Here is a 14673-nt window from a genome sequence, read left to right as displayed (position 1 = left end):
TTCTATATCCTTTTAAAGATTTTTCTTACTATGCTTCCGTTTTGCCTGATTATTTGCATTGCAAGAAATTATCTTTTTGTTTTTATTATTTTTTGCGGTTTGATCATGTATTTTGTGTTCCCGGGATGTATTTTCTTTGGAAATGTTTGCAAGAATTTTCTAAGGAATTTTATGTTGACTCTTAGATTTTCTTTTTATCCAGTCTTTTTGGCTGATTTTATTGGTGCACTTTTAATGATTTTGTTTGCTTTTTTGTCTTTAGGAACTGCTGTTAGACTTGTGTATATTAATCCTCGCAATATATTGTTCGGTTATCTTTTGGGGGTGTCTTTTTCATTTGCTGCCTTTGCACTCTCTCGAAGTTTTGGGCACATAGTTCATATTTTTCTTTTATGGAGCGGATATGCCAAATATTGGAAACACTTGGCTCCTTTCTCTGGAGCCTTCAATACTGTCTTTATTCTTTTGGCCGCCTTTCTGACCTTGATATTTCCAGTAGTTTATCGCCTCTTTGATATGATGAGTGCCGAGACTCAGGCCCTACAGAAGACCAAGAGGAAACTGGAAGAGGCCAACCGCCAGCTTCAGGAGCTATCTCGGCAATTAGAAGAAAAGGTAAAAGAGAGAACTCAAGAGCTTGCCATTTCCGAAGAGAAGTTCCGCAAGTTATTTGAAGCTTCCGGAGATGCCATCTTTTTCTGTGATGCTGAGGGGCGTTTAAGAGATATCAATCCCAGCGGTCTAAAACTCTTGGGATTTTCTAAAGAGGAAATTGTAGGCCGAAGCCTTGGAGATTTCTTTCTGCGAAAGGAAGATTGGAAACATTACAAGAAACAACTTTGTTCCGTGGGCTGGATCAACAATTACGAGACCGAGCTCGTAATCCGTGGGGGTGAAAAACGATATGTGATCATTACTGCCAACGCCATTGAATATGTAAAAGGATGCCGTTTAGGCTGTCAGGGCATTATAAAGGACATTACTTCTTTCAAGGAGATGATGGATCGGCTAATCCATTCCGAAAAAATGGCGGCTGTGGGTCAGCTGGCCGCAGGCATAGCCCACGAGATCAACACCCCTCTGGGGATCATTTATGGCTACACCCAGCTCCTCAAGGAAAATTGGCCTGAAAGCGAAGTCATAGAGGATCTTGAAATTATAGAAAAACAGGTCCAGAGCTGTCGAAGACTTATTTCCGATCTTCTTCTTTTTGCGCGGTCTTCTAAGTTTTCGGAAAGGCACCGTTTCTCTCTGAATGAACTCCTCGAACAGATAATAGGAATGGTATATTATACCTTTGAGAAAGCAGGAATTCGAATTTCTTTTCATCCCGGGGATATTCCGGAGATAGAAGGGAATGAGGAGCGGCTCCGGGAGGTGGTCATGAATCTTCTCACCAATAGCCGGGATGCCTTGAAAGAGGGAGGTGAAATTCATATCTGGACGGCTCTTTCGCCCGAAGGCAAGGTGGTCCTTGAAGTAGGGGATACCGGCTGCGGTATCCCCTCGGAGATTCGGGACCGGATCTTCGAACCCTTTTTTACCACCAAACCCCCCGGCAAGGGGACGGGTTTGGGACTCTCAGTCTCTTACGCCATCATCAAGGAGCATGGCGGTGAGATAGAGGTCTTCTCGCCTCCCCCTTCTAAGGAACCCTATCTTTCCTTGAATATATGTACCCTTTTTCGAATCACGCTTCCGGAGAGGTCTCATGCCTAAGGCCACAGTGCTTTTGGTAGATGATGAACCTCAGATGGTACGCCTTCTTCAGAAGATATTGAAACCCCTGAGCGAGCTACGTCTGGAAATTGCGCTTTCTGGAGAAGAGGCCTTAGAAAAGGTATACCGGCTGCTCCCGGAAGTGGTGGTCTCAGATATCAAGATGCCCGGGATGGACGGTTTGGAGCTCCTGGAACGAATTCGTGAAAGGGATTCCACCATTTCGGTGATCCTCATCACCGGTTACGGGACCATCGAGATGGCCGTGGAGGCCATTAAAAAGGGAGCCTATGATTTCGTTAACAAACCCTTTGATAAAGACCATTTCCGGCATCTGGTAAAAAGGGCTCTTGAGAGGACTCAGCTCCTGCGGGAGAACCTCCGGTTGCGTTCTGCCGAGGAAAGCTGGTGGGAGTCCTTAGGTATAATCGGTCAATCCCCAGTCTTTCGGGAGCTTATGGCCATGGTCGAGCAGGTGGCCCGCTGCGATATCGCCGTCCTCATCCGGGGAGAATCCGGGACGGGCAAAGAACAGATCGCTCGGGCCATCCACCATTTGAGTGACCGGCGTGAAAAAAAGATGGTCGCGGTGAATTGCGCGGCCATCCCGGAAAATATCCTGGAAAGCGAACTCTTCGGTTATGTCAAGGGAGCCTTTACCGGGGCCGAAAGGGACCACCCCGGGCTTTTCCAAGAGGCCCACGGATCTACTATCTTTCTTGACGAAATTGGGGACATGCCTCTCAATCTCCAAGTAAAGCTCCTCCGTGCCCTTCAGGATGGAGAGGTGCGCCCCCTGGGAGCTACTTGTCCGGTAAAGGTGGAAGTGCGGGTGATCGCTTCCACCAATCAGGATCTTGAAGAAAAAATAGCCGCTGGACAATTTCGAGAGGATCTTTATTACCGCCTGAACGAGGTCACGCTCTGGGTGCCTCCACTTCGCGAAAGAGGGGAGGACATTCTTCTTCTGGCCCGCCATTTTCTCCAGAAATACGCGAAAGAGTATCAGAGGGAGGACCTCGATTTTTCTCCCGAAGCCCTAGAGTTCCTGATGCGACATCCCTGGAAAGGCAACGTGCGGGAGCTCAAGAACGCCGTCAAACGGGCCGTCCTTCTGGCCAAGGGATCGGCGATCACTCCAGAGGACCTGAGAGATTCTCTTCGAGATTTCTACAAGCCCAGGCCTTCGGAAGCCATATTCCATAAGCCTTACCATCAAGCCAAAAAAGAAGTTCTAGAACAATTTGCCAGACGATATCTCGAAGGACTCCTGCGAAGCACCCGAGGAAACGTGACCCAGGCGGCTCGCTTGGCTGGTCTGGAGCGCCAGAGTTTTCAGCGTCTTCTCCGTCAATATGGGATTTCTGCCGAGGACTTCCGAAGTGAAACCTCAATGTAGCATACCTGCAACTTAAACGTTGCACCCCGCAAAAATTTTTCCTTCCCCTCGCCTTTTTTAGAACAATTTTTTGAAAACTTTTGGAGAGTTTTTCCTAAATGTTTTGGGTCCAATTTTTGCATTAAAACTCTGCAAAAAAGTGAAAGTAAGCCTGGGAATGGGATACAAAGTTTCACACTTTCCAATTTTAGAACTGACCCGTTTAGGGGCTTTTTCTCTCTTTGTTCCTATTAAAGGGGTAAGGGCGTCCGAAGAAAATTTCAGCTCCGAAGAGGCTATAAGGTGGAGGGGCCGGTGTCGGACTGTTGGATGCCTAAAATGCTCCGCTGCCCAGGTAGAAAAGCGGGGCGAGGGAAAATTCAAGCGTATAAGCCGGGAGGAGGCTTTAGATCCTACGTAAAGGGTAGTGGAGAAAATAAAAGGGGAAAGGGGGTGAGAGCCATAAGGGGATAAAAAGGATGGGATGGCTTTCTTTTTTTACATCAAAATTTTGATTGAGGAGGTGTAAAATGGCGGATCCCACGATTGGCAAATGGATTGCACCTATCATTTACCTTGGTGCCGCAGTTCTTTTGGCCAACGGGCTTTTGCACCTGGATCCCGAACGCAAGAAGTCCAACGAGAGGGTGGTGGGGGTAATAACCTTAACGGTGGGCTTGATGTGGTGGCCCTTTCTGATTGCCATGATGGTGGTCCAAGGCCTGGGTTCCCTTACCAATTTCGTGACAGGCCTTGCAGGCATGTATGCTTTCGCCTTCACGGCTCTGGGAGTTTGTGAGATCTGGGACATTAAACCTCGCCGACAATTGGGGGCAGTCTTTATTCTTATTGGCTGGCTCACCCTGGCTTACGGGGTTTACTGGCTGGTGTATCCCACGCCCAAGTGGATCTATCATTTTTCGATTGCTTTTGTGTGGTTTGTAGCCATGAATATTGCCGGCTTTTTCATGAATGGAAAGGTAAGCGAAAAGTTGCTGGGATATGTAGTAACTTTTGCAGCTCTTTATACCTTCGCTATTCCAGCTATTTTGTGGTCCATGCCTCCGGGACATCAGGGGCCTTTCTAAAGAGGAATTTTTTTGAACACAACTAAGTCAAAGGAGGTGCATTATGATACCCTGGGGTCTGGTAGCTTTAGCAATAATTGGTTGGATAGTAGCTTTAATAGCCTGGTCTGGAGAATAATTGAAGTAAAAAGGGGCTGTACCGATTTGAAGATAGGGTCAGCCCCTTCGGAAAATAAGTGAGAGGGGGTCGATATGGAGGCCAAGATTTCCAGACGGAAGTTTTTAAAACTGAGCGGTGTGGCGGCTTTTTCTCCTTTTATTCGTTTGGGGGATGTAGTTAGCCCCCGGACTAAAGCGCCCACTCCTACCGATTTTGGAGTGGAAAAGAGGGTTCCTTTGCGCTGTCGGATGTGTGCTCAGCAGTGCCCAGCTATAGGGATAGTAAAGGATGGAAAGCTTATCAAAATGGAGGCCAATCCTCATCTCCCTTACTCGGGTATTTGTGGGCGCAGTCGGTCGACCCCGGCGGCGGTCTACAATCCGGATCGTCTTAAATATCCCCTGTTGCGCGTAGGAAAGAGGGGTGAGGGCAAGTTTAAACGCATCAGTTGGGAGGAAGCGCTGGATCGGATAGCGAAGGTATTGAAAAAGTACAGGAAGGAAGCCCCGGAGAAGGTGGTGTATCTGCCGCGGTTTACCTCGGCCGCGGGGATAGACAAACCTTTCTGGCATCTTTACGGTACTCCAAATATCATCTCTTATGCCGATACCTGCCATTCTGCCGGCCACGATTGGGGTTTAGGGGGTTACTTTGGTCGTCCTATATCTCCAGGTGCAGTTTGGATGGATTATCCTAATGCTAAGTTTGGGGTCTTGGCTATGCGAAATCCGGGAGGCGGCCTTTGCGTTTATCAATTCGGAACCTTTTTTGCGGAAGGGAAACGGAACGGTCTCCGTCTGGTATCGGTAGACGTCAGGTTCCCTAATGAATCTATTGAAGGTGCGGGCCACCGTTGGTTGCCTATTCGGCCGGGGACAGATCCGGCTTTTCATTTAGCCCTAGCGCATGTGATTGTGAAAAAGAAAGGCTATGATGAAGCTTACCTTATAGAAAAGACCAATGCCTGCATGCTTATAGATCCTGAGACCCTTGAGCCATTTAAAGCTGTAATTGAAGAGAAAGAGGAAAAGAAGGGGGATAAAACGGTAAAAAAGAGGACGATGCGATACCTGGTGTGGGATGAGGCCCAAGGGAAGGCCGTCTTTAAGTCTCAGGCCTCCAAACCTGCTCTTTTAGGAGAATTTGAAATAGAAGGCAAGAAAGTTATTACGGCTTTTGAGGCCATTTCCCGAGCTCTTGAGAGATATACTCCCCAATGGGCAGAAAAAATTACTACCGTCCCGGCCAAAGAGATTGAAGCGATAGCCGAAGAACTAATCAAAAATAAACCTCAAGTTTTTGTGGATACCGGTTGGTATTCCGAACGATACGCTAACTCTCTGAGACAATTTCATGCTATTGGTTTGGTAAACACACTCCTCGGATGCTGGGAGAAGAAGGGCGGTATTGGGGGTATTCCCAAGGTTAAGCTCCACGGGGTTCTTCCCAAAGTTAAAAAACCCAAGAGGATTCAGATCACCAAGTATTATCAAAAAAAAGAAGGTTATCCTTTCATTATACCCAAGGCCGGACGGCGTTTCGTCTTTGAGGCCCTTCGGACAGGTAAACCCTATGAACCTAAAGTGATTTTCGCCATGGGGCAGAACTTTATCGGTGGTTCAGCGGGTTCAGTAGAGTTAATAAAGCTTTTAGATAAAGTGGAGCTCATTGTCTGTATGACGCCTTTTATGGATGAAAGTTGTCTCTATGCGGACATTATCCTGCCAGATACCATGTTTCCTGAAAGAAACGAAGCCTTACATGTAAAATTTAAACAGTCTTTCCCTACCGTAGCCATGAACATGAAAGCGGTGGAGCCCCCCTTTGAAGCTCGTCCGGGAGATTGGGTGATGGTGGAACTTGCTAAAAGAGTTCTTTTTTCCGAGGAGTTTGAGAAATATTTTGGAGATTTTGTGCGAGGAGGCTGGGAATACGGATGGCGCAAACAGCTAGAAGGCCTTGATGAAAAATATCCCGGGATTACCCTTGAGAGGCTTAAAAAAGAAGGGGTCTGGTATGGAAAACAGAATTATAAGATCAAAAAGAAGACCCTAACGCATGAAATAGAAATCTTTAGTCTCACCTTTCTTGAGACTTACAAGAAGTTCAAAGAAAAGGGATATCCCTTTGCTGAATATGCCAATCCCCTGCCTTCTTGGGCCCCACCTTTCTGGTGGGAGGAGAAGAAAGGCCAGCTTGCAGAGGATGAATTTATACTTACTACCGGTTTTTCGCCTTTGAACTCCTTTACCGGCGGACAAACCAGGAACAATCCGTTATTACGAGAAATTTGGGATCAGATAGGCCTTGATCGTCTCTGGATCCATCCCGAAAGAGCCCAAAAGCTGGGTATTCAAGATGGAGATGTGGTGGAGGTCTTTCCGGCACATAACCCAGAAATTAGAGCCACAGCTCGGGTGTGGATTACCCCATTAGTGCATCCGGATGCTCTTTTTACTTATTATGGAGTAGGGGCAGGAGTCTTTTCTCAGCTTAAGAAGTTTTTGGTCTTTTTGCCTGAACATGGGGTAAATATGAACCACTTTTCAAAGCTTCATTTCGCTCCCTTGCAGGGGGGACATGCCACTCAGGATGTGATTATCAAAATTAGGAGGGCTTAATCATGACTAGAGTAAGTATGCTTTATGATATGCAGGCTTGTGTGCGGTGTTTTGCTTGTTCGGTGCAATGTGGCATTGAAAACCGGGCCCGTTTAGCACGGGATGGCCGCGGAAATACAGAAAAGGTCCTTGCGGATAGAAGACCGGAGCTGCGTTACATTTTTCCTATTCTCCGTGTAGGGGGGACTTTTCCTACTGCTATGCCGGTTACCGAACTCAGACATTGCATGCATTGTGAAAACGCCCCCTGTGCCAGGCGGTGTCCGGCGGCAGCCATTGAGGTTAAACCCTATGGGGTAGTGGTGCTTCATGAAGAAAAGTGTATCGGATGTCGGGCTTGTCTTGAAGCCTGTCCTTTTGATGTCCCCAATTTTAATGCCAAATTCGGAAAGACTTACAAGTGCTTCATGTGTTACGACCGGATCGAAGCCGGCCTCTCTCCGGCCTGTGTAGAGGCCTGTCTGGCCAAAGCCCTTTATTTCGGGACGCGGGAGGAAGTGTTAGAGGAGGCCTATCGTCGGGCCGAGAACTATGAAAAGCACCTCGGAGAAAAGTTTCAGGTCTACGGAGCGGAAAAAGTAAGCGATGCTACGGGCTATCTTCACTGGGTCACGGTAGGTCCAGCGGCTTATCTTGAAGATTATGCCTTAAGGCCGGGAGCTGAAAGGGGACAAATCGAGGCCCTGGATGCCGTGAGAACCATCGGTTGGGTCCTTTTTGGAGCTAGTGCTGCCGGGATTATAGGCCATTTCCTTTATAGTTTAGGCAAAGAAGAACAAGAATAAATAAAGGAGGCTACCATGCAGGAAATCCAAACTTTTAATAGATTTCAGCGGACTTTTCATATGCATTATCTCCATTTTATGTTCGTTTTTTTCCTTACGGGGCTTCCCCAAGTCGCTCCCCATGCTTTCCGTTGGCTTCTCTACTTTTTCTGGATACCATTTACTTGGTTCTCACCAGAAACTACCTATCTTTCTGGGGGAATGAAGGTAGCGATGGTGTTTCACAGATTGGCCGGTTTAGGTCTTATAGTTTATGCCATTCCTTTTGCTTTGCGAGAGATAAAGAATATGGCTAGTTGGCAGATATGGCCAGAAGGAGGAATGGCAGAGGGGATACGAGAGCTTTTGAAACACTACATAGGTTTCAAACCTGCTAACTTCGGAAAATATAATATAGGACAAAAATTTTTAGCCTGGACCACCATTGTGACTACGGCTATTATGATTGTTACGGGTTGTATTCTTATGTTTAAAGATGCTTTTGAGCCTAATACCTGGCGGTGGGCTAGATTTTTCCATGATGTAGGGTTCTTTATCTTCTTAGTAATCCTTCCTATTCATATTTACATGGCCCTTCATCCTCTAAATCGTAAAGGCTATCGGGCCATGTTTGAGACCGGAACCTTCCCGGAAGAATATGTAAAAACTCACCATCCTAAATGGTGGGGAAAACTTCAAAGAAAACTTTAAACTATTTGTGGGAGGTGCGGGACATGAAATTATTTAAATGGCTAGTGGGTTTTTTGGTAGGGTTGTTGTTTTGGACCTGGCAACCAGTCTCTCTTAAGGCCATGACCGAACAGGAGGAGATCGAGGCTTTGAAGGCCCAGGTGCAGATGCTTCTCAAGCGGATAGAGGAGCTAGAGAGGAGGCAGGCCCGGGAGGAAAAAGCGGCGGAGAGCAAGGCCCCGGCGAACTGGAAGGCCTACTGGAAGAATGGTTTTCGGATTGAGTACAAGGATCCGGAGAAGGACCGGGAGTATAAGTTTCGTTTTCGGACGGGGATACAGCTTCGCTACACTTACATGAGCCGTGACGAGGACTTTTCTGGTGGTGATGAGAACTACAGCAGCTTTAACATGAGGCGTCTTAGGTTTTTCGTGGACGGCACGGCCCCGAACCGCGACTGGAAATATTATGTTCATGTCCAGCTTGAACCTAAAAGCAGTGTGAATGTACACGATGCTTTTGTGATCTGGCAGAGATATGCGCCCTTTTTCAAGGTTCAGTTTGGGCGGATGAAGATCCCGGCGATGAGCATGGAGTATTGGCAGAGCGGATTTATGCAGAACGGCACGGACCGGACGATATTTACGGACGACAGTGAGGGCTACTGGCCTTATGCTGGGACGCCGAAGCTCAAGGTGGGGGGTCACTTACTAAGCAACGGTTTTCCCATCGGGGGGATGCTCCTCTACCGCTCGCAGGGGATCAACGTGAACGGGGCGCTCGATCTCTTCGGCAAAAAGCAGTTTTTGGCCTATTGGTTTGGGTGGTACAACGGGCGGGACACCCAGGGTAACAGGAATACCGCCAGCGACGATCATCTTTATTCCTGGCGCGTGGCCTTCAATATCCTTCCCGGATCCGACCCGCGTGGCCCTCTCGGCCCGGGCACCTTCAACAACTACTTCATGCAGGGGGATTACGGCTACAACACCAAGCCGGCCCTGGCCCTGGTTCTTTCGGGATTCTGGACTAAGAATAGGGTTGGGACATACTACACCAATACAGATACGGATGCGGAGTTGGAAAGCATATCTAGAAACCACGACGTAGAGAATTATGGTTTTGATGCGGCTTTGCTTTTTCGCTACAAAGGGTTTTCGGCGGATGTGGAGTGGGCCTGGGAGGAATTCATCCAGGATCCGGACAAGGGCAATGTTGGTGGGCATGATGAGGAGACTTGGGATCGGATGGGTTTTCGGGTAAACCTGGGGTATTTTTGGGTGCCGCGCAAATGGGAGATGACCTTCAAGTATGCGTATCTTGAACGTTTGACGGACGACAAACTTGAGGACGCCATCAAGAGTGGAGTTGGTCTTTTAAAGACCAAGGATGGTAAGTATGCGATTGAGGACTACATGCAACAGTTCATGGTAGGGGTGAACTACTATTTTCACGGTTTCAACCAGTACATAACCTTTGACGTTTCCTATCTCATGATCGAGACTGCTAAGCCTTCGGTTGCGGAGGTTGCGAAGATGGGCCTTAACGGTCTCTCTTGGGATGACGAGACCGAGGAAGACTGGCGCTTTCGGGTAATGTATCAGTACTTGTTCTAAAAGTATTGCTTATCTCTAACTACTATTATATATAGATTACTATTGGGCGGGGCACAGGACCCCGCTTTTTATTTTTATTCAAAAGGTTTATGAGTATAGAGGAATATGGAGCGTCGAAGATTTTCTCGGGTAGTTTTTCCTACTGAGGCCGTGGTTGAAACCGAAGAAGGAAGATTTACAGCCCGCTTGAAAGACCTGGCTTACGGAGGGGCCTATCTCTTCTCGGAAAAGAAGCCTCCTCTGGGGAAGGATATTTTTATCCGTTTTTTTCTTTCCGGTCTTGAGCCCCGAATCGAAATTCAGTTCGAGGCCGAAGTGGTGAGACAAGGTAAGGACGGTTTCGCGGTAAAACTCAAAAGTATAGATTTTTCTAGTCTTAGCCATCTCCGAAAAATCCTCTATTACAATCTTCCAGATCCAGACCTGGCCGAAAGGGAATTGAAGGCCCTTCTGGGAGAAAGCCTATTGGAGCTTTGATGGCCTTTTACTGTCAGAAGTGCGGATATCGATCTCCCAAATGGCTCGGGAAATGCCCCTCCTGCGGGAGTTGGGACGCTTTGGTGGAAGAGCCCGAAAAGAAGCGTCTTTCCAAAACTAAGGAAAAGGTCCAGGTATTCAAGCTGTCCGAGATTCCCAAAGAAAGGGTCTTCAGATTCGTTTCTGGGATTTCGGAGTTTGATCGGGTGCTTGGGGGCGGGCTGGTTCCGGCTTCACTTATCCTCATCGGAGGCGATCCCGGAATTGGAAAGTCCACCCTCCTACTTCAGGCGGCTCAGGCCTATCTGCGTCAGGGGCTCACCGTGGTTTATCTTTCTGGGGAGGAATCTCCGGCACAGATCCGTTTGCGGGCCGAAAGATTGGGTCTAACCGAAGATCTTTACCTTGTGGCCGAGACCGATCTTTCGGCGGCCCTTTCGGCAGTTCGGGCCTTCCGTCCCCAAATCCTCATCGTGGACTCTATTCAGACGGTCTATCTCCCGGAAATATCTTCAGCGCCCGGATCGGTCTCGCAGGTGCGAGAGGCGGCTTCGGCTCTTTTACGTTACGCCAAGGAAGAGGGAGTGGCAGTCTTTATTGTGGGACACGTGACAAAGGAGGGAGTCCTTGCTGGCCCCCGTGTGCTGGAACATCTGGTAGATGCTGTTCTTTACTTTGAGGGCGAACGCACCGGGCCTTACCGGATTTTACGGGCGATAAAGAATCGTTTTGGGGCACTGGATGAAATCGGAGTCTTCGAGATGACCGAACAGGGGCTTAAACCGGTGGAAAATCCATCGTCTTTCTTTTTATCCGAGGGTACGGGAGCGATCTTTCCTTCCATGGAAGGCACTCGCCCCCTATTAGTGGAGATCCAGGCCTTGGTGGTAAAGAGCCATCTTGCGGCCCCTAGGCGTACGGCCGTGGGATTTGATCCCTATAGGCTTTCTATGTTGCTGGCCATTTTGGAGAAGACTACCGGGATTTCATTTTTCGATCGAGATGTCTTTCTGAACGTGGCTGGAGGCTTAAAGATAAAAGAACCGGCTGGAGACCTTGCGGTCTGTGCGGCCCTTCTTGCAAGCCGTCTCGATAAAAGATTGCCTAATAAGAGCGTTTTCATCGGGGAGGTAGGCCTTTCAGGAGAGGTTAGGCCGGTGATGTTCCTTGAGAGCCGGTTCAAGGAGGCTCAACGGCTTGGATTTAAACGAGCCTTCTGCCCACCTTTAGAAAGCCGTTCTTTTGAGACCTCTGGAATGCAAATCGTTTCGGTGTCTTTTGTAACGGAATTTCTTGGGTGCTTGTCTTGAAGTCGGGCTTTGATTATCTTTTAAGGAAATCTTTTGAAGAAAATTTAGAAACCAAAAAGGAGGTTGGGATGGCGGTCTGTCAAGTAACGGATCAAAACTTTGAAAGCGAAGTACTCCAAAGTGAGATTCCGGTGTTGGTAGATTTTTGGGCGGCCTGGTGTGGTCCCTGTCGGGCGATTGCCCCCGTGATCGAGGAATTGGCTGAAGAGTATCAGGGCAAACTCAAGGTCTGCAAACTCAATGTGGACGAAAATCCGGTAACCCCTGGTAAATACGGCATAAGGGCCATTCCTACGCTTATCTTTTTCAAGAATGGTCAGCCGGTGGAAAGTATCACCGGGGCCGTGGCCAAAAGCACTATTGAGGCTGTAATTGCCAAGGTCCTTGAGGCGTAATGTCTAGAGATCTTGATCTTATTATTGTTGGAGGGGGGCCGGCCGGTCTTACGGCTTATATCTATGCTGCTCGGGCTCGGTTAAAGACCCTCCTTATCGAAAAGTTTTCTCCGGGAGGTCAGGTTCTGGTTACGGATTTCGTGGAAAATTATCCGGGCTTCCCGGAAGGCATTTCCGGGGCCGAGCTCATGGAGCGTTTTACTGCCCATGCCAGGGCCTTAGGCCTTGAGCCTCTCAATGAAGAGGTTGTAAGTCTTACGGTGGAAGATGAGCTGCGCTTGATTCATCTGGCCGATGGTAAGGTGCTTGCGGCCCCGGCGGTGATAATTGCCACCGGGGCCACCCATAGAAAACTGGGTGTGCCTGGGGAAGAGGAGCTTACCGGGAAAGGAGTCTCTTATTGTGCTACCTGTGATGGTCCCTTTTTCCGAGACGAGGTTATCGCAGTGGTAGGCGGAGGGAATACCGCTGTGCAGGAGGCCCTTTTTCTTACCCGTTTTGTCAAAAAGATCTATCTTATCCATAGACGGGATCAGTTGCGGGCCACGCAAATTCTTCAAGAACGGGCCTTTGCCAATTCTAAGATTGAATTCGTTTGGGACTCGGTGGTGGAAGAGATCCTGGGGAAGGAAAAGGTAGAGGGAGTGCGGATCAAAAATTGTAAGACCGGAGAGAAAAGTATCTTAGAAGTAGGTGGAGTTTTTATTTTTATCGGGATCAAGCCCCAGACCGAGTGGCTAACGGGGGTGGTGGCCTTAGACGAAAGGGGATTTATCATTACGGATTCAGAGATGCGAACCTCTGTGCCTGGTGTATTTGCGGCTGGGGACGTACGGGCGAAGGCTTGCCGTCAAATTGTAACTGCCGCCGGCGACGGAGCCACCGCAGCCTACAGTGCTGAGACTTATCTTTCCGAGAGGAATCGATCGTGAAAAGGTATGTTTCTTTAGGGCTGGTTTTATTTTTGCTCTTGGCAATTTCTGCCTGTGGTGGGCGAGAGGGAAAGCGGGGTGGGCTTCTTTCTTGGTTTACGAAAGAAGCCAAACCTCCAGAGGCCCAACTCTGGGAACTGGTGAAGCGGGCCCGTCAGCATTTTGAAAAGGGATACTATGAACTTGCAGAAAAGGATTTCGAGGAGATTCGGGATCGGTATCCGGATTCTCCTTATGCCCTGTGGGCCGAACTTAAACTTGCGGATTGCAAGTTTTTTGCCGGTAAGTATCTTGAAGCCGCGGTGCTCTACGAGGAATTTGAAAAGTTGCATCCTACCAATGAGGCCATCCCCTACGTGATCTTTCAGATCGGAACTAGTTACTACCACATGATGCTTTCTCCAGATCGCGATCAAACTAACACCAAAAAGGCTATTGAGGCCTATGAAAGATTGATCCAAAACTATCCCGATTCTCCCTACGTATATGAGGCCCGAAAAAGGATCGCCAAGGCTCGCGAGAGATTGGCGGCCCACGAACTTTATGTAGCTCGTTTCTATTTTCGCACCGGGAGATACCGCGGAGCCTACTATCGGCTACTCTATCTTCTTGAAAATTATCCAGAAACCAAGGCGGCTACTGAGGGACGGCTGCTTACCTCCCAATATTATAAGAAGGCTCTTGAAGAGACCAAAGCTCTTGCCGAAGGCAAACTTAAAGACTATTGGGGAAAGCCCTATCCCTGAGAGTCTTCTTCCAGCACTTCCTCCAATTCTTTGAGAAGATCTTCTTTTTCTTTTTTCTTAGGGGTTTCTAGTACAAGCTCGAGTTTAGGCTCTTCTAGTGGTTGGGTAGGAGAGATTTCCTCTTCCGTGGTGGCAGAAGGCGTAGAAAGACTTTCTAGCTCAAGAGGTATTTGTTCAGAGGAAGGTTCTATCCCGGGTAATTCGAGTTCGAGCGAAGGGGGGCCGGCAGCCGATTCCATATCCGAAGCCTCGGTAGGGGGTTCTAGAGACATAGGTTCCGATATGAAAGGTGGGGCTGTAATGAGGGTATCCTTTAAAATAACTTCCTTTTCGTTGGCCTTATAAAAAGGGCCAAAGGATTCTGCTAAAGAGCTAAGGTCTTCCCCACACCGGGGACAAACTTTGTTGGTTTCCGAGGTAATAAATCTACACTTTGGGCAACGCATGAAGCCTCCTCGTCAAAAAGATTATTTGAATTTATAATAAAGAAAAAACGGGGAGTAAAGTTTTATGCGCTGGTTATGGCTAATTTTGTTTTTTTTGTCTGCCTGTACCTCGAAACCAGGAGTTAATCTGGCCTCTAAGGCTTGTATGGTGCACAAGGGGTTTTCCACCAAAGCCGAAGTTAAAGAATATCTTGGTGTTCCCCAAAAGATCGAAAGGCTTCCTGACGGTCGAGAAGTCTGGATCTATTATGATTTAAGAAAAGACGCTTTGGCCTCAATTCCTGGACTAGGGGAAAAGCTGGGTAAGAAGGAAATCGAGATTCTTAGGGTTACTTTTTATGGAGATAAGGTGGTTGACTGTATTTATTATGTAACCAAACCGCAACCATGA

General features: G+C 48.1%; 14 protein-coding genes. 13 read left to right on the top strand and 1 reads right to left on the bottom strand.

Annotated features, from left to right (window positions below):
- The first annotated feature begins 423 nt into the window (after positions 1-423).
- The 12 genes from TDIS_RS03260 (at position 424) to TDIS_RS03200 (ending at position 13836) form a co-directional block, all read left to right on the top strand.
- Positions 424-1719, top strand: a complete 1296-nt coding sequence (locus TDIS_RS03260) for a two-component system sensor histidine kinase NtrB (RefSeq protein ID WP_161939465.1) — start codon at positions 424-426, stop codon at positions 1717-1719.
- Positions 1712-3118 carry a sigma-54-dependent transcriptional regulator gene (locus TDIS_RS03255; RefSeq protein WP_068669252.1) on the top strand — a complete coding sequence of 469 codons (1407 nt, stop codon included), beginning with the start codon at positions 1712-1714 and terminating at the stop codon, positions 3116-3118. The genes TDIS_RS03260 and TDIS_RS03255 overlap by 8 nt, the downstream gene beginning before the upstream one ends.
- 509 nt (positions 3119-3627) lie before the next feature.
- Positions 3628-4185: a hypothetical protein gene (locus tag TDIS_RS03245; protein WP_068669247.1), complete on the top strand. Its 558-nt coding sequence runs from the start codon at positions 3628-3630 to the stop codon at positions 4183-4185.
- 192 nt (positions 4186-4377) lie between these two features.
- Complete coding sequence (locus TDIS_RS03240) at positions 4378-6906, top strand: molybdopterin-containing oxidoreductase family protein (RefSeq protein ID WP_068669245.1); 2529 nt, start codon at positions 4378-4380, stop codon at positions 6904-6906.
- A 2-nt stretch (positions 6907-6908) separates the two neighbouring features.
- Positions 6909-7691, top strand: a complete 783-nt coding sequence (locus tag TDIS_RS03235; protein ID WP_068669243.1) for a 4Fe-4S dicluster domain-containing protein — start codon at positions 6909-6911, stop codon at positions 7689-7691.
- A 15-nt stretch (positions 7692-7706) separates the two neighbouring features.
- A complete protein-coding gene (locus TDIS_RS03230) occupies positions 7707-8381 on the top strand; it encodes a cytochrome b/b6 domain-containing protein (RefSeq protein ID WP_068669241.1) in 675 nt (224 codons plus the stop codon).
- Between the two features lie 23 nt (positions 8382-8404).
- Entirely contained in the window at positions 8405-9976 is a 1572-nt protein-coding gene (locus tag TDIS_RS03225) for a porin family protein (protein WP_068669239.1), read from the top strand.
- A gap of 105 nt (positions 9977-10081) precedes the next feature.
- A complete protein-coding gene (locus TDIS_RS03220; RefSeq protein WP_068669237.1) occupies positions 10082-10453 on the top strand; it encodes a PilZ domain-containing protein in 372 nt (123 codons plus the stop codon).
- Entirely contained in the window at positions 10453-11763 is a 1311-nt protein-coding gene (gene radA / locus TDIS_RS03215; protein ID WP_068669235.1) for a DNA repair protein RadA, read from the top strand. The genes TDIS_RS03220 and radA overlap by 1 nt, the downstream gene beginning before the upstream one ends.
- A gap of 68 nt (positions 11764-11831) precedes the next feature.
- Entirely contained in the window at positions 11832-12158 is a 327-nt protein-coding gene (gene trxA / locus TDIS_RS03210) for a thioredoxin (RefSeq protein ID WP_068669370.1), read from the top strand.
- Positions 12158-13090: a thioredoxin-disulfide reductase gene (gene trxB / locus TDIS_RS03205; RefSeq protein ID WP_068669233.1), complete on the top strand. Its 933-nt coding sequence runs from the start codon at positions 12158-12160 to the stop codon at positions 13088-13090. Before trxA ends, trxB begins: the two co-directional genes overlap by 1 nt.
- A complete protein-coding gene (locus tag TDIS_RS03200; RefSeq protein WP_068669231.1) occupies positions 13087-13836 on the top strand; it encodes an outer membrane protein assembly factor BamD in 750 nt (249 codons plus the stop codon). Before trxB ends, TDIS_RS03200 begins: the two co-directional genes overlap by 4 nt.
- On the opposite strand, the gene TDIS_RS03195 is transcribed toward TDIS_RS03200, so the two are convergent.
- Complete coding sequence (locus TDIS_RS03195) at positions 13827-14282, bottom strand: zinc ribbon domain-containing protein (protein ID WP_068669229.1); 456 nt, start codon at positions 14280-14282, stop codon at positions 13827-13829. The genes TDIS_RS03200 and TDIS_RS03195 overlap by 10 nt on opposite strands.
- 145 nt (positions 14283-14427) lie before the next feature.
- Here TDIS_RS03195 and TDIS_RS03190 point away from each other — a divergent pair, with 145 nt between their 5' ends.
- Complete coding sequence (locus TDIS_RS03190) at positions 14428-14673, top strand: hypothetical protein (RefSeq protein WP_068669227.1); 246 nt, start codon at positions 14428-14430, stop codon at positions 14671-14673.

Origin of the sequence: Thermosulfurimonas dismutans, assembly GCF_001652585.1 — a bacterium.
Lineage (GTDB): Bacteria > Desulfobacterota > Thermodesulfobacteria > Thermodesulfobacteriales > Thermodesulfobacteriaceae > Thermosulfurimonas > Thermosulfurimonas dismutans.
Note: the sequence above shows the minus strand (reverse complement) of the source record. Positions and strands in the feature narration are given on the sequence as shown.